The 17,912-nt window shown below is 36.8% G+C and carries 9 protein-coding genes; all 9 read left to right on the plus strand.

Features of this window, described 5'->3' with window-relative positions; all coding sequences use genetic code 11:
- The first annotated feature begins 100 nt into the window (after positions 1 to 100).
- The gene (locus tag PL77_RS20060) at positions 101 to 2,056 is read left to right on the plus strand and encodes an InlB B-repeat-containing protein (RefSeq protein WP_044209432.1); all 1,956 of its coding nucleotides are present in this window, start codon (positions 101 to 103) and stop codon (positions 2,054 to 2,056) included.
- 713 nt (positions 2,057 to 2,769) lie between these two features.
- A complete protein-coding gene (locus PL77_RS20065; RefSeq protein ID WP_044209436.1) occupies positions 2,770 to 6,363 on the plus strand; it encodes an InlB B-repeat-containing protein in 3,594 nt (1,197 codons plus the stop codon).
- 313 nt (positions 6,364 to 6,676) lie between these two features.
- Positions 6,677 to 7,882 (plus strand): alginate lyase family protein, encoded by a 1,206-nt coding sequence (locus PL77_RS20070; RefSeq protein WP_052444587.1) that lies wholly within the window; start codon positions 6,677 to 6,679, stop codon positions 7,880 to 7,882.
- A 13-nt stretch (positions 7,883 to 7,895) separates the two neighbouring features.
- Entirely contained in the window at positions 7,896 to 9,416 is a 1,521-nt protein-coding gene (locus tag PL77_RS20075) for a hypothetical protein (protein WP_044209438.1), read from the plus strand.
- Positions 9,417 to 9,549: 133 nt separating this feature from the next.
- Positions 9,550 to 11,046: a sulfatase gene (locus tag PL77_RS20080; protein WP_044209441.1), complete on the plus strand. Its 1,497-nt coding sequence runs from the start codon at positions 9,550 to 9,552 to the stop codon at positions 11,044 to 11,046.
- A gap of 261 nt (positions 11,047 to 11,307) precedes the next feature.
- Complete coding sequence (locus PL77_RS20085; protein ID WP_044209444.1) at positions 11,308 to 13,137, plus strand: glycoside hydrolase family 2 protein; 1,830 nt, start codon at positions 11,308 to 11,310, stop codon at positions 13,135 to 13,137.
- Between the two features lie 14 nt (positions 13,138 to 13,151).
- Entirely contained in the window at positions 13,152 to 14,306 is a 1,155-nt protein-coding gene (locus tag PL77_RS20090) for a glycoside hydrolase family 88 protein (RefSeq protein ID WP_044209448.1), read from the plus strand.
- 108 nt (positions 14,307 to 14,414) lie between these two features.
- Positions 14,415 to 15,788: a BNR-4 repeat-containing protein gene (locus tag PL77_RS20095; RefSeq protein ID WP_052444588.1), complete on the plus strand. Its 1,374-nt coding sequence runs from the start codon at positions 14,415 to 14,417 to the stop codon at positions 15,786 to 15,788.
- 2 nt (positions 15,789 to 15,790) lie between these two features.
- Positions 15,791 to 17,380 carry a sulfatase gene (locus tag PL77_RS20100; protein WP_052444589.1) on the plus strand — a complete coding sequence of 530 codons (1,590 nt, stop codon included), beginning with the start codon at positions 15,791 to 15,793 and terminating at the stop codon, positions 17,378 to 17,380.
- Positions 17,381 to 17,912 lie beyond the last annotated feature (532 nt).

The following is a 17,912-nucleotide window of genomic DNA, read 5'->3' on the forward strand; positions in this document are numbered from 1 at the left end:
CATTTCAGCGACACTAATAAAAGCTACATTTTTTCTACTGAAGTATACTACGTGCTTCTGCCTTTATTACTTATACAATTAATATAAATCTTTAAGCAACATGAAAACACAATTAACAATTTCAGGGTTGAACACCTTTACAAGAAATGGTCTGTTACTTTTTGCTCTATTCTTAATAGGATTAGTTCAAAATGCAGCAGCACAAGAAAATACGATTGTGGCTGAAGTAACAGCACCGCTCACGGGTACGACACATATTGTGAACACTCCAATTACACTTACTGTTGACGCCTCTTCAGATGCTGGAGTAGATAGAGTCAACTTTAAGATTGACGGACAACAAATCAAATCAGACGGCAGCGAACCTTGGACACATTCTTGGACACCAGAAGAGCCTGGTACTTATGAGATTACTGCTACAATTGTCGATTTTGATGTAAAAAGATTAACTACTGAGCCGGTTACAATCACAGTTGTAGAAGCGACTTCTTTGGAGCAATTACCATTTACAGAGGATAATACTCCTCACTCAATTCCAGGAAGAATTGAATTTGAGCATTATGATATTGGAGGCCTAAATGTGGCTTATTGGGATAAAGTAAACCAAAATTCATCAGAATTCAGACCAGATGAAATGGTGGACATCAGCACTGACGGTACAAAAGTACGTGATATTAAAACGGGTGAATGGTTAGAATATACAATCAACGTGGAGGAAACAGCAGATTACGAATTATATATCCGTCACGAAAGTAGAAGAGATGTTAACTTACCACAAGTAACAGTTTCATTCTTTGATGAGGAAATTACTTTTATTGAAGACAAAATACTCACGTTTACAGGAAGTGGTAATTGGTTAACTGAGAATATCGGTACTGTAAACATGGCGGCAGGTGAGCATGTATTACGTTTTCATTTCTTACAATTTGGTTTTGATGTAGATTATTTTGTTTTAAGAAAAGTTGGAGCTACTTATGATGTGACATTCAACGATGGTGAAACAACGACAACAGTAACATCAAAAGCAGATGGAACAGTGGATTTACCAGAGGTACCAACTCGTGCAGAAGAGGAATTTAAATATTGGGTAACGGCTTCAGGAGCAAAATTTGATGAAATGTCAATTGTCCCTGCCGATATGGAAGTGACTGCAGTATGGGGAACGAAAACATTTACACTTAGCGTTACAGCAGAGAATGGAACAGTAGCGGTAGGACCTGAGGAGCAAGAAAAATACGATATTAATACAGAACTTTCATTGACTGCAACTGCAGCTGAAGGATATGAGTTTACTGCTTGGTCAGGGGATTATGAAGGTTCTGACAACCCATTGACGGTGACAGTTACAAAAGACCTTTCAATTACAGCAATCTTCACAAGTTTGACACCTACATTTGAAGTGACGTTTAATGACGGTACAACGACAACCGTAAAAACATCAAAACCTGATGGAACTGTAGATTTACCAGAGGCACCAACTCACATTGAAAAAATCTTCCAGCATTGGGAAACTGCTTCAGGTGCCATCTTTGACGAAACAACTGTAGTGACCGAAAATATGGAGGTAAACGCAGTATGGGAAATGAAAACGTTTAATGTCAATATTACTTCTGAAAACGGATCAGTAGTGGTTGGACCAAGTGCAGACGTTTATGAAATCAATACTGAAATTACATTAACGGCAACTCCAGCAGAAGGTTATACATTTGAATCATGGTCAGGAGATTACACTGGTACAGATAACCCTGCGACGGTAACAGTAACTTCGGATATGAATATCACTGCCAACTACAAAATGAATGCAGTGACGTCAATTGATCCTATCCAAGTAGTTTCAAAAGTATATCCTAACCCTTCGAACGGTAGCATCACAATAGAACTTCCTACAGCTGAAAATGCAGCTTACAAAGTATATACAACGGTAGGAGGATTAGTGGCAGAAGGTACATTCCAAAAAGCTACTAAAATTGATTTATCAGGTAATACACCAGGTGTTTATGTTCTTGAAGTAAGTACCAAAAAAGGAGTTGAGACCAAAAAGCTACTAATCAAATAACGACTATTATTCTAAGCCTTATTACATTGTAAACTAAATTTTCGTTAATTATAGTATTCAGAAATCAGGAGATTTCTGATGATCTGAAGGACACAAATGACGCTAACGCTTAACATTCGCGCCAGTGAGCTTTCTACCATTTTAGTTTGGTAGTATTCTCCCCGGCCTTGAAGGGAAAAGCGTTAAGAATTTCATGGAATGTACCGTTAAAAATGATTTTCTTGTTTGAGCTTTAGCGAGTTTAAAATCATTTAGGCGAGAGGAATGAAATTTAGCTTTTGACTTCTAAGCCTAGATTTTTTGCTTCGTTTTTCATCAATGGAAAAATGAAGAAGAAGGAAGCTTGAAAGTAGATCCTATAATTGTTTGTAGAAAGGTGTCAATTGAAAGTTGACGATAATTTAGTTTACAATGTTCTTACCTTCCTTTTTAAGAGGGTAAGGCTTTTTTTGAAGTGATGATTATTCCATTATAAGTACCTGTTCAAAATTATCTATAGCTTAAATGCATTTGAATTAAACTCATGTTTCGTTAAAATTTTTCGTCTTAGCTATGGCTAGGACTGTAAATTTTGCCTTACCTGAGATCAATTCATTCTACATTTATAGACTATATTTAATTATGATCAGCTACTTAGCTAAAGCAACATTTCTCAATGACGATGAAATGAATGCTTTCGAATTATTACTTATAGATTGAAATCTTTGAGCAACATGAAAAAACAACTAACAATTTCGGGAATGAATTCCCTCTTAAGCAACTTTCTCTTATTTTCTGCTTTTTTTCTAATTGGAATGACGCAGAATGTGCTAGCAGAAGAGAACACTATCGTCGCTGAAATAACGGCACCAGAAGGAGGTTCCACATATATTGTGAATACAGCGATTACCCTCACAGCCGATGCCTCCTCTGATGCAGGAGTAGAAAGAGTAAATTTTAAAGTAGACGGACAACAAGTAAAGTCGGATGCCAGTGAACCATGGTCACATTCATGGACTCCCACCGAACCCGGTACATACGTTATTACTGCCACAGTGGTAGATAATGATAATAAGAGGCTTACTACAGAAGGCGTAACAATTACAGTCGTTGAAGCTTCTGTCATAGAACAATTGGCGTATACAGAGGATAACACTCCCCATCAAATTCCTGGTAGAATTGAATTTGAACATTATGATCTCGGAGGTATAAATGTGGCCTATTGGGATAAAGTGAATCAAAATGCTTCTGATTTTAGACCAGACGAAATGGTAGATATCAGTTCTGATGGTACAAAAGTACGTGACATTAAAACCGGAGAATGGCTGGAATATACAATCAATATCCCCGAGACCGCAGAATATGAATTGTATGTCAATCATCAAGTGAGAAGAACGGGGGACTTAAAGCAATTGACCGTCTCTTTTCCAGATGAAGACATCACTTTTGTAGAAGAGAAAGTATTACAATATACAGGTAGTTCCACTTTTATCACTGAAAAAGTAGGAACGTATACTATGGAAGCAGGCGAGCATGTATTACGTTTCTACTTCTTTCAATTTGGTATCGATGTAGATTATTTTGAACTGAAAAAAGTAAACACTAGTTTCCAAGTGACTTTTGATGATGGGACCAATACATCAACACAAGACACAAACGAAAACGGAACAGTTGATTTACCCGAAACCCCAATACATGCAGAGAAAATTTTTAAGCATTGGACAACAGCTTCAGGTGACGTTTTTGATGAAAATACAATCGTAACAGAAGATATGACCGTGACAGCGGTTTGGGAAACGAAAACATTTGAGGTAAACATCACTGCTGAAAATGGTACAGTTACCGTTAGCCCTGATCAAGCAACATATGATATCAATACGGAAGTGACATTAACAGCTACTGCTGCTGAAGGCTATGAATTTACATCATGGACGGGAGGTTATGAAGGAACGGACAATCCTACTACGATTACAGTAGTAGAGACATTAGACATCACTGCTCACTTTACGATGATCACCTATGATGTCACTTTTGATGATGGCGATAACACTACGATCAAAACAACAAAAGCCGATGGTACAGTGGATTTACCAGAAGTACCCACAAGGGCAGAAGAAGATTTTAAACATTGGTTAACAGCTTCAGGTGACGTTTTTGATGAAAATACTATTGTGACAGAGGACATGACCGTGACGGCGGTTTGGGAGACCAAGCAATTTGGTATTACAATTACTTCAGCTAATGGGTCTGTTGCCGTTAGTCCTGATCAAGAAATGTATGACATCAATACAGAAGTAACCTTATCAGCAACCGCAAACGAAAACTTTTTATTTACATCATGGTCGGGTGATTATGAAGGAACAGAAAATCCTGCCACTGTTACTGTCACAAATGATCTATCAATTACCGCAAATTACGTTCAGGTGTTCAGCGTTACGTTTGATGATGGAGAAAATACAATTGTAAAAACAACTGCAGCCGATGGAACAGTAGAGTTACCGGAAATACCAACACATGCAGAGCAAATCTTCCAGTATTGGTCTACCGCTTCTGGAGCTATGTTTGATGAAAACAGTGTGGTGACTGAAGATATGACCGTGACAGCAGTTTGGGAAATGAAGACATTTAGTATTACAGTGACTTCAGACAATGGAACAGTAACGGCTAATCCTCAACAAGAAACTTATGAAATCAATACTGAAGTAGTTTTAACAGCTACAGCAGATGATCAGTATGAATTTTCAGCATGGTCTGGCGATTATGAAGGTACCGAGAATCCAATTACTGTTACAGTAACAAAAGATTTAAATATTGTTGCTACTTATATTCCAACAGTAGAAGTTTATCAAGTTACTTTTAATGATGGAGAAAATACAGTGGTGAAAACTACAGCCGTAGATGGTACGGTAGAGTTGCCAGAAACACCTTTGCATGCGGAGAAAATCTTCCAGTATTGGTCCACAGCTTCGGGAGCAATGTTTGATGAAAATACTATTGTAACAGAAGACATGACAGTAATGGCCGTATGGGAAACAAAAACTTTTGCGGTAAATATTATAGCAGAAAATGGAGCAGTTAGCATAAGCCCTGATCAAGAATTATATGAAATTAATACAGAAATTACTCTAACAGCTACTCCAGCAGAAGGTTATGCGTTTACCTCATGGTCAGGTGATATTGAGGGCACTGAAAACCCTTCAACGGTAACCGTTTCGGAAGCAATGGACATCACTGCAAACTTTACAATGATCACTTATGACGTTACTTTTGATGACGGTACAATGACCACTGTAAAAACGACCAATGCAGGAGGTACAGTAGAACTGCCAGAAGTACCAGTTCACGCTGAGAAAATCTTCCAATATTGGTCTACCGCTTCGGGAGCAATGTTTGATGAAAATACTATTGTAACGGAAGATTTGACGGTAACAGCAGTATGGGAAGCGAAAACATTTGAAGTCAACATCACTGCTGAAAATGGAACAGTGGACGTAAGCCCTGATCAAGAATTGTATGAAATTAATGCAGAAATTACTCTAACAGCTACTCCAGCAGAAGGTTTTGAATTTACCTCATGGTCAGGTGATTTAGAAGGAATGGAGAATCCTGCTGTGATTACAGTTTCAGAAGCATTGAATATTACAGCAAACTTTACGATGATCACTTATGACGTTACTTTTGATGACGGTACAATGACCACTGTAAAAACGGCCAGTGCAGGAGGTACTGTAGAATTACCAGATGTGCCAACTCACATTGAAAAAATCTTCAAGCATTGGGAGACCTTGGAGGGAGCAATTTTTGATGAAAATACAATTGTTAATTCAAATATGTCAGTTAATGCCGTATGGGAAATCAAAACTTTTGGAATTGAAGTGGAGGCAGAAAATGGTGCAGTAACTGTTGGGCCTGAAGCTGATATTTACGAAATCAATTCAGAAGTACTTTTAACTGCAATTCCTGAAGAAGGTTATGAATTTGAATCATGGTCAGGTGATTATATAGGAACAGAAAATCCGGTTTCAATTATTGTAACGGATGATTTGCAAATTACCGCCAACTTTAAAATGAAAACGATCACTTCAGTCCAAACTGTAAAAGTTTCATCAAAAGTGTATCCAAATCCCACCAACGGTATGCTACATGTAGAGCTTCCAACCGTTGAGAATGCAGAGTATAGGGTATACTCTATGATAGGCGAAGTAATTGCTGAAGGTGAATTCGTTCATCAGACAACAATAGATTTAACATCTCAATCACCAAGTGTTTACGTCATAGAAGTGCGTACACATCAAGGTGTTGATACAAAGAAAATTATTTTTGAATAATTGGTGATACATAGCGATTGGTTGTACCTAAGGGATATCGACCAATCGCTTTTTTTACAGAAATCTCTGTAGGGGCGTTTGAGTAAAACGTCTACACAAACCACAATAAACATAAATATAGAAATCAGGAGATTTCTTATGATCAGTAGGACACGAATGACGCTGTCGCTTAACATTCGCACCAGTGGTTCTACTTCTCAATATAGCGCAAGAGTTAAGCGATAGCGACTCTTGTGTTTTAAAGATCTTTAGAAGTCTCTGACTTCTAGTAAAAATACTTTCTTATTTATTTCAGGTACTAAATACCAGATAAATGAAAACAACAATAAAATATGCCTCAATTTTATACTTCCTATTATCACTATGTCTGATCGCATGTGATAGTAAAAAGGAAAATAATGTTCTTCTTTTTGATGATTATGAACTAGCCCAACAAAAAGAGCTTATCAAACAAAATCATCCCAAAGCAATAGAAGACTATCAAGAATTGATGGAAAAAGCGGATGCTCTATTAAAGAGTAGATCTTTTTCAGTGACCAATAAAAAAGGAACTCCACCAAGTGGGAGTAAACATGATTACATGACGATAGCACCTTATTGGTGGAAAAATCCATCGACTGAAAATGGATTACCTTATATCAGAAAAGACGGAGAAATTAACCCAGATACAAGAAACGATTTTACAGATTTCAATGAATTACAGTCTTTTTTCAACGCTGTAATTACACTTAGAGATGCCTATTATTTTACAACTAATAAAAACTATTCCGATAAAGCCATTAAACTCATTCAGACTTGGTTCATAGATGAACAAACAAGGATGAATCCCAACATGAATTTTGCTCAAAGTATTCCCGGTAAATACGATGGAAGGTGTTTTGGGATAATAGAGTTTGAAAAAATTATTGAGGTGCTCGATTGCTTACAGTTGTTCAAGGATCATAATATATTAAAACCAAGCTTGGAAGAAGAGATGAATGCTTGGTTGTCTGCATATATTAATTGGTTACAGAACAGCACCCTAGGAATAGAGGAATTGGAAAGAAAGAATAATCATGGTACGCTATATGATGTTCAATTATTAAGTATTCTAACTTATTTAGGGGAGACCGACAAGGTGAAAGAGCACCTTAATACTATCACTAAAGCAAGGATTTTTGACCAAATTGAAACAGATGGAAGTCAGCCTAGAGAACTAGCAAGAACGAAATCATTTAACTACTCAGTAATGAACTTACACGGTTTTCTTCAGTTGGCAATCATCGGTAAGAAAGCGGGTGTTGATGTTTGGGGCATGGAAAGTGAAGATGGGAGGAGTATAAAAAAAGGATACCTCTACATGTTACCTTACTTGAAGAATGAAAAACCTTGGGAATACAAACAAATAAAAGACACTAAAAAGCCATTTCAAAAGATTCTAAAAGACTTGAAATATGCTCAAATGGTTTTTGAGGAGAATGATTTTGAAGAGACAATACATAAAATAGAAAGCCAAGAAAAATTGGCACTATTGAATTAACAGCCAAAATGAAATGAAACAACTAACACTATTATTTTTAATCCTAGCAAATGTACTCTTCAGTTGTAAGTCGAAGACCATAGAAGAGCAGATTGAAGATGATGTAGTTCTGGAAAACGAACAACCAAAGGAAGAGGATAAGAAGGAAGAAATTCCTGATGTGCCCAAACCTGATAACTATCCTTTCGAGATAGAAGGGGCGATCAGTGCTGTTCTGAAAGTGGATGAAGGAAGTAAAGTACCCTTCAAAAACCAATTATTAGGCTACAACATTGAAGGTTTTAAGAGTACTGTAGAAAAGGATTTTATCCGAAAATTCAATCCTGTCAGTATCCGTTTCCCAAGCGGATTGTGGTCCAACTTCTACCAATGGCAAACGGATGGTTATCAAAATGATAGCTGGGACAACAAGTCCCATGAAGGAGGCTTGGAGATTTATGTCGAAAAAATTAAAGGGCATATCAATGAAATTGCCTTTTTAAATGAAGAGAAAAAAGCAAAGTATGGGCAGGGTTTCAACATGATGTGGACGTACTCAATGAATTTTGATGATGCAGAAAGTTGTGTAGCAAGAGCCGAGAAAGATAAAGGCCTGGGTTTTGAAGTCAAAGATATAGAGTTGGGTAATGAGCATTTCTGGAAATCTCAACGCTCTAATCAAACCAAAACAGAACATGATTTTTATGAAAGAGCATCCTCAGTAGCAGAAGCATTACACCAACGTTTTCCAGAAGTGAGAGTATCGATTCCCATAAGTTGGAGAAGAAATCATGAAGCTTATAATAAAGTAATCATCGGGGATAAAAACTATTACGATGCTATTTCTCTCCATCGATATATGGGAGAAGACCCAGACGTAGCAGAGGAAAGTAATACAGCTTACAGTGCCTTATTGACTTCAAGAGTGGTTTTGGATACTGATGTGAAGTGGGTGAGAAGTGTAGCGGGAGAAAAACCAATTTGGATGAGTGAATGGGGAGTGAGTGCCAATGATAATGTAGAAGTGAACTCTGGCGCCTGCCTTGGAATGGCAGATGTGTACCTCTATATGACAGAAAATCAAGAGGTATTTGACAGAGCCAATTGGTTTATTTTTAACAAGAAAACCAACCCAATGGTAGTGGTTAATGAGAGAAGAAAGCCTATATATCCCTTACAAAAAAGAGGTTATTTATCGGTGTATGAGATCATGCATGAAGCCTTTATAAATGCTGAAGTAATAAAATCTACAATCACTTCTACCAGACTTACCGATACGATGAATGCCGTAAACGCTGTCCTAGTTGAAAAAGGAGGGCAGAAAATAGTGGTGGCAGTCAATCTATCTTATAAACCAGCAAATTTCATTATTCAGTCAGGAGATACAGTTTATAACGGCACATTCAAACATGAAGCATTAGTCTTTGATGAATTAGGACCTGTTGTCAATATAGGTATTGATGATAACCCTAAAAAATTGATCAAGGATGGAACAGGAGTGATAACATTGCCTGAGCTGTCTGTTAGTGTGATAAGGTTAGGAAATGAGTTATAGGTTGAAAGACAAGAGAAAAGACATTTAGACTATTTTTAAAGACTATTGTTTCGGTGTTCAGGTCTATTTTTATAAGTGTATTAAGTACATCGAAAACTTAGTTTACTTATTACCATTTAACTGAGCATATAAAATGATGAATAAAAAAAATATTTTAGCGGTTTTAACCCTATTATTGTTTGGTGCATGTCAATCAGGCAATAAACCATTAGAGCAAAACGAAACCCCAAAAAAGCCAAATGTATTATTTATAGCCGTTGACGATTTAAACACTTGGCTGGGTTGTTTGGATAAGTTTTCGAACACCAAAACACCTAATATAGACCGATTAGCCAATAGCGGTGTGCTATTTACAAATGCACACTGTCAAGCCCCTTTATGTGGGCCTTCACGAGCATCAGTGATGACAGGTTTAAGACCTTCCACAACGGGTATATATGGCATGACAGAAGATAACAATGTGAGATGGAAAGGTAATGATGCGACAAAAGATATTACTTTTCTTCCAGAGTATTTTCGTGAGAATGGTTATTACACTATGGGGATTGGGAAGCTATTTCATAAACATGCACCAGATAATGTTTTTCATGAATCAGGCGGAAGGTACAAAGGATTTGGTCCTTACCCTAAAGAGCGTTTTGTTTGGGATGGTGTGGGAACTTCAGACCGAAAAAGATATGGCAAAACAAGTACAGACTGGGGAGCGTTTCCTGAAGCGGATTCATTGATGCCTGATCATGAATCGGTCAATTGGGTTAATGAAAGATTGAATCGTAAATATGATCAACCGTTCTTCCTTGCACTTGGTATCTTACGTCCTCACGTACCACTTTATGTTCCTCAAAAGTGGTTTGATTTACATCCGCTAGATAGTATAGAAGTTACACCTTATCAACCTGATGACTTAGAGGATGTACCCCCTATAGCATTAAAAATTAATGACCTACCCATGATGCCCACTACTGAATGGGCCAAAGAAAGTGGCGAATGGAAAAAAATCATCCAAGCTTATTTAGCATGTGTGAGTTTTGTGGATTATGAGATTGGAAGAGCACTAGATGCGTTAGAAAATAGTCAATATGCTGATAATACCGTCATTGTACTATGGTCAGATCACGGCTACAGACTTGGCCAAAAAGGGACATTTGCCAAACATGCTTTATGGGAATCAGCTACAAATGCACCATTGATTTTTGCAGGTCCTGGAGTACCTCAAAACAAAGTAATAGATACCCCGGCAGAAATGTTATCCATTTACCCTACGTTGTTAGAACTTTGCGGATTGCCGGCGAATAACAAAAATGAAGGACGTAGTTTAGTCTCTACAATGAATGGAGAAGCAGAGGAAAATGCCTTTGCAATGACTACTTTCGGCTATAAAAATCATGCAGTAAAATCAGGTGGATTCAGATACATTCAATATGAAGATGGAGGGGAGGAATTATATGATCATACTGTTGATCCTAATGAATTTACTAATGAAGCAAATAATGAAAAATACAAGGAGCAATTAAATCAACTGAAAGGCTATTTACCTAAAGTAAACAAAAAATGGGATCAACATTCGGCTTATAAGTTTCAACCTTACTTTGTAGAGCAAAAAGAAAGAGTAAATAACGAGGTACAATAATATACAAATTGTAATATGAATAATGGTGTTGCATTATTTCACCACTTTTTTAGACTATTGTAAAGGCTTGAACTTCTACCTTTAATACAACAATTCAGACAGCTTCAATTTTTAAAGTCTCTTCTCTAAGGGCTTTAAAAGTTGAAGTTCGTATCAGTAAATAGTGCTTCATTTAAAAGTATATTATTTTAAGTTAGTAGAAATTCAATTTTACACTTAGGCAATATATTTTAATTGGAGAAATGGAAAAAATAGATTGAAATGAAACAACTACTAACACTCTTTATATTATTACTTTCATTAGCGTCCTTTGCTAATGAACCTTTACTTCAAAATACGTATTCCAGAGAAGGAATTTCATTAAATGGAAGATGGAATTATATCGTTGATGTTTATGAATCGGGGTATTACAATTATAGAAGGGAACCGCATGATCAAACTGAAAACCCTGGTTCTGGGGCTTTCTTTTTAAATAAAAAAGCAAAAAGTAAACAAGAGAGAGTGGAGTATGATTTTGATTACGCTCCTACTATGGTGGTTCCTGGAGACTGGAATTCTCAAAAGGAAAATTTATTTTACTATGAAGGGACATTGTGGTATAAAAAATCATTTGATATTCCTGATTTTGACCCAACCCAAAGGTACTACTTACATTTTGGAGCCGTAAATTATGTAGCTGATGTGTATGTCAATGGCCAAAAGCTGGGTACTCATAAAGGTGGGTTTACTCCTTTTAATTTTGAGATGACGGATGTTGTTCAATCGAAAGACAATTTTGTGATTGTAAAGGTGGACAATAAACGTTCCGCTGACGAAGTACCTACTTTGAGTACAGATTGGTGGAACTATGGAGGAATAACAAGAAATGTGACGATTTATGCATTAAGTGAGACGTTTATAGAAGACTACAGCCTGCAACTGGATAAAGAAAATGATGGGTTAATTAGTGGTTATGTCCGTTTAAATGGAAATCATAAAGGAGAATTAGAAGTCACAATTCGAATTCCAGAATTAAACATCAAAGAGAAAGTCAAAACAAATAAGGAAGGTTTTGTGAAAGTAGATTTTCCGGTTAAAAACCTTCAGAAATGGAGTGATCAATCCCCAATATTGTATGATGTAATTCTTTCTACAGAAAATGACAAAGTAGAAGATAGAATTGGTTTTCGTCAGATTAAAACGCAGGGTGCTGACATTTTGTTGAATGGAGAAAAAGTGTTTTTGAAAGGCATAGCTATTCATGAAGAAAACGTAATGAGAGGCGGTAGAGCTTATTCTATGGAGGATGCAAAAATCCTTTTAGGTTGGGCAAAAGAATTGGGATGCAATTTTGTGAGATTAGCCCACTATCCACACAATGAAAATATGGCCCGCTTAGCAGACGAAATGGGTTTGTTGGTTTGGGAAGAAATACCAGTGTATTGGACAATTGAATGGACGAATGAAACCACTTATCAAAAAGCAGAAAAACAGCTTACGGAAGTAATTACAAGAGATAAAAACAGGGCTTCAGTGATCATTTGGTCTATGGCCAATGAAACCCCACAATCTGAAGAACGCCTTACTTTTTTAACTCGATTGGCTAAATCAACAAGACAATTAGACAATACCCGATTGATCACGGCGGCGTTGGAAGATCATGGTAAAAAGGAAGATCCCAATATCATGGTCGTAGAAGATAAGTTTGCGGATGTAGTAGATATCCTAAGTTTCAATCAGTACTATGGATGGTACGGGGGAACTGTAGAGAATATTAAAAATATCCGTTGGGAAATTGATAAAAATAAACCTGTTATTATTTCTGAATTTGGGGCAGGAGCATTGCAAGGGTATCATGCAGATGAAAACACGATATGGAGTGAAGAACATCAGGATTTACTTTACAGAGAAACGTTACCTACACTCGCAAAAATCCCTCAACTAAGTGGTATTTCTCCTTGGATTTTAGTCGATTTCAGGTCTCCAAGAAGGATGCATGATGTTTATCAAAATGGTTGGAATCGAAAAGGTTTGATCTCGGAAACAGGCAACAGAAAGAAAGCATTTTACACATTACAGAATTTTTATAAAAAAGTAGTAGACACTCTCTAACAAACAATAAAGAAATGAATAGATTATTAATTATAACAGCATGTGTTTTTGGACTTTTTGCATGTAAAAATGAAACACATCAAAGTAAAAATATTATAGAACGATCGGCTAAACAATATGGCGTTTTAGTGAGATCGGCTTATGCTGAAAACAAAGTACCACGAAGTACTGATGAACATGGTGAAGTAGAGTGGGCAAGAAGAAAAATGGACTGGACCCAAGGGTTCTTTCCGGGTGCATGTTGGAAATTATATGAAAATACAAAAGACCCTAAATGGAAAGATGCGGCTATGCACTTTCAGAACCTTTTTGTAGAAGTGAAAGATATCGCGACCACACATGATCTAGGTTTTATGTTTTACTGTTCTTTTGGAGAAGGCTATAAACTCACCAAAAATGAGGAGTTTAAGCAAGTAGTGATTGATGCTTCAAATGCTTTGATGAAGCGATTTGATCCTAAGGTGGGTTGTATTAAAAGTTGGGATTTTGGTAAGGAAAAGTGGACTTACCCAGTGATCATCGATAATATGCTGAACCTTGAAATGTTATTTGAGGCCTCGATTCTAACAGGAGATGACAAATACAAAAAAGTGGCCATCAGTCATGCAAACAAAACATTAGAGCATCATTTTAGAGAGGATTACAGCACATGGCACGTTGTAGATTACAATCCAATAGATGGTTCGGTGACTAAGAAGTTGACACATCAGGGATATGGTGATGAAACGAGTTGGGCGAGAGGTCAAGGTTGGGCATTGTATGGTTATACAATGTGTTATAGATATACAAAAGATCCAAGGTATTTAGAACAAGCGAAAAAAGTGGCGACTTTGATCCACAAGCATTTGCCTGAAGACTTTGTTCCAGTTTGGGATTTTGATGTGAAGGATCCAAAGAATCAATACAGAGATGCCTCAGCGGCATGTGTTTATGCCTCGGCATTGGTAGAACTGTATCAGTTTACAAACGATCAAGAGCATAAGCTTTTAGCAGAAAATATTATCGCTTCATTAAGTTCTGATAAATACTTCTCTGCGTACAAAGACAATCAAGGTTTTTTACTGAAACATAGCGTAGGAAACTGGCCTAGAGATAGCGAAATTGATGTATCATTGAATTATGCCGACTATTATTTTTTAGAGGCAGTGACACGAATCCAAAAACTGTAAGGGTAAACCTACGTGTTTACCCGCCTGTATGTACTGTTTACATAGAAGGTACAAATCATTCGTATAAGCAGAACAACCTCTTTTAAGAAATCAGAAAAGCATATAAAAATGAAAAGATATATCAATAAAACATTTAATCTCTTACTGATCATTCAGTGCCTCTTTTTAAATATTTCCGTATTTGGACAAGAGGTGGATTATTTCTCCAACAATGCTTTAGGTAATCCCATCGTTGGACATGCCGGAGAATACTATAAAGGAGTAACTTATGTGACTTATCAAGGAGAGAAAGAAGATCCTTACGTAGCCGCTTACAACCATAAAACCAAAAAATGGACTGGTCCTTACAAGGCCGGAACAAGTTTATTGGGTAAGAAACCCGGTAAAATTGATAATCATGGAAAGCCTACATTGGTTGTTGATGGAGAAGGCTATATTCATATCGTTTTTGGAGGACATGGTGGATCACCAGAAATGGGTAAAAACCCACTAGGCAACTACAATTGTGGAAAGCAAATTCATGTTGTATCAAAACGCCCGATGGACATTTCTAGCTGGGAAGTGGTGGACAATCTAACACCCTTTGCCACATATAGTCAATTTATCAAAATGGACAATGGAGATATCTACCTATTCTTCCGACATGGGGCCCATCGTAGTAATTGGGTGTATCAAGTTTCTAAAGACAATTGTAAAACTTTTTCTCCTCTGAAATCCATTGTCAAAGCTAAACCTACAGCTCCCACAAAAATATGCAATGACGTATACGATTCATGGTACTTAGATTTTCACAAAGGAAATAATAATGACATCATGGTAGCTTATAATTATCATGTTTGTCAGAATATGCGACCACATACTAGTGAGCGTCATAACTGCTATTATATGAAACTAGATACAGAAAAAGATGAATGGTATAATGTAGAAGGAGAAGCTTTGGAAATGCCCGTAACTAAAGAATATGCAGATAAAAAGACAATCGTTATCAATACAGGAGAGAAATGGGGACATATCGGTAGAGCAACTGTAAACAGTGAAGGTCACCCTCATGTGTATTGGTATGATGGAGAGCCTAATCATTCAAATCATGGAGGTCCAAAGAAAATTACTAACTATCATTGGACAGGGAAAAAATGGTCAGGAAATGATACCAATTTACCAGTAGAAGGAAGAGGAGATTTACGAATGGGTGATCACCCATCAATGTACTATTTATTAGGCTATAATGAGGGGGAATCATCAAAAGTAGCTTGGTGGAATAGCAAAAATGCAGGTAAAAGCTTTTCCAAAGGAGAGGCATTGATTGAAGGAAAAGGACCGACATTCAAACTCTCCAACTTTATAAGAAATGCTCATCCTGATGCAAGAATTATTGCCACTCAAAAAATTGAGGGCACTGATTATTCTAAAGTATTTCTTTTGGGAGACCAAGGTCCTATAAAGCGATTGAAAAAAGAGGCGGATATTTTAATTAATAACTAAAAATGGAAAGGTATATTAATAAGTCTATCATACTTCTATCCACATTGTTGATGTGGAGTTGTCAGCTACAAAAACCTCAAAAGGAAATATCAAAACCTAATATCTTATTCATTTTAGCAGATGATTTAGGGTATTCTGATTTGAGCTGTATGGGAAGTGACTATTATGAAACGCCCAATATCGATGGTATTGCCAATCAAGGAATGGTCTTTACCAACGGGTATGCTGGGTGTCAGGTGTGTAGTCCATCAAGGGCAACGATTATGACCGGTCAATTTACGGCACGTCATGGAATCACAGACTGGATTGGTTCACCGGAAGGAGAAAAGTGGCGAAAGAAAAAGCGTTTTACGAAGGTACTTCCTGCTTACTACAAGCACCATATGGATACCAGTACAGTGACGCTCCCTATGGCTTTAAAAGAAGGTGGTTACACTACTTTTTTTGCAGGGAAATGGCATTTGGGAGAAAAAGGATTTTATCCCGATGATTTTGGCTTTGACATCAATATTGGTGGGTATCATAGTGGAAGCCCTAGAGGCGGTTACTTTGCTCCATTCAACAATCCCAACTTAAAGAATAAAGAAAAAGGGGAGAACCTTTCAATGCGTTTGGCGAAAGAGACTATCCAATTTATTGAAAGCTCAAAAGATAAACCGTTCTTGGCTTACCTTTCATTTTATGCGGTGCATGGACCTATTCAAACATCAAAAGAAAGGTGGGAGAAATACAGAAGAAAAGCAGAGGAACAAGGAATTGATACCACTGGTTTTGAAGAGGGAGATTTACTCCCCATGCGAAAACATCAAGACAACCCTGTATATGCAGGCCTGATCGAGCAAATGGACGATGCCGTTGGGATGGTACTTGATGCATTAAAACAAAATGGATTAGATAAAAATACGATTGTAGTTTTCACTTCAGACAATGGAGGCGTTGTTTCTGGTGATAATTATTCAACCAATTGCCTTCCCCTCAAAGGAGGAAAAGGCTACCAATGGGAAGGTGGAATCAGAGTACCTTACATCGTTAATGTACCTTGGATGAAAAGCAAAGGAGAGAAGAGCGAAACACCCGTAGCAGGAAGCGACTTTTATCCTACTCTTTTAGATTTGGCAGGGTTGCCATTGAAACCAGAAAATCACGCAGATGGTCAAAGTATTCTACCCGTTTTAAAAGGCAAAAAACTAAAGGAACGTCCTCTCTATTGGCATTACCCTCATTACGGAAATCAAGGCGGAAGACCTGTATCTATCGTAAGGCAAGGCGATTGGAAATTGATTCATTTTTGGGAAGATGGACATGATGAACTGTATAACTTATCGGTTGATATTCATGAGGATCATGATCTATCTTCACAAGAAGAAAAAAGGACAAAAGCTCTATCAAATCAGTTGCTGACTTGGTTGAAAAGTGTAGGGGCAAACTACCCAACTTCAGACCCAAAATACGATGCAAAGAAAGAAGCTAAAGTTATTGCCAAGAAAAAAGAAAGGGTGTTTAAGCACCATGAAAAGTTGCGTTTAGAAATGCTGAAAGCGGATTGGCAACCGAATGATGATTGGTGGGGGAGTGTTCCTACGGTAGATTAATTGGATCATGAAAATATTAAAAGCAATAATTATGATCTTATGATTGCTTAACCTTTAAGTACTAAAACAAAATTATTTAATACTATTTCCAATTATTGTTTTGCGATTACTACCTTGAAAAACGTATGAATAGAACCACTATTTACTATTAATAAGTTGTACTAAGCCAAAAATAATTATTGAATTAGTTATCAATTATTTTTGGCTTAGTACTTACCAAGAAAAAAGGAATGGTAAATCTCTAATCTTATAAATTGCTATTGAGGAGAATGAAGGATACCCATATACCTTTAAATGATTTAATAAAACTTCGGCTATACTTAGATTATACAGTGAATTTAATAGTCATTTGATCATAAAACCGAATTAGATTTCATACTATTTTACTTTCTTTTTGGATAATATTTCTCAGTATTAGAATCAAATTGCTACCATAAAACAAGCTAACATTTGATCAATAAATTAACTGTTTCTGAAACCACTTGAAATGGATGAAGTAAAATTTAGAATTATTGAGTTCAGCTACATTATT

Origin of the sequence: Flammeovirga sp. OC4, from assembly GCF_000812565.1 — a bacterium.
In the GTDB taxonomy this organism is placed as follows: Bacteria; Bacteroidota; Bacteroidia; order Cytophagales; family Flammeovirgaceae; genus Flammeovirga.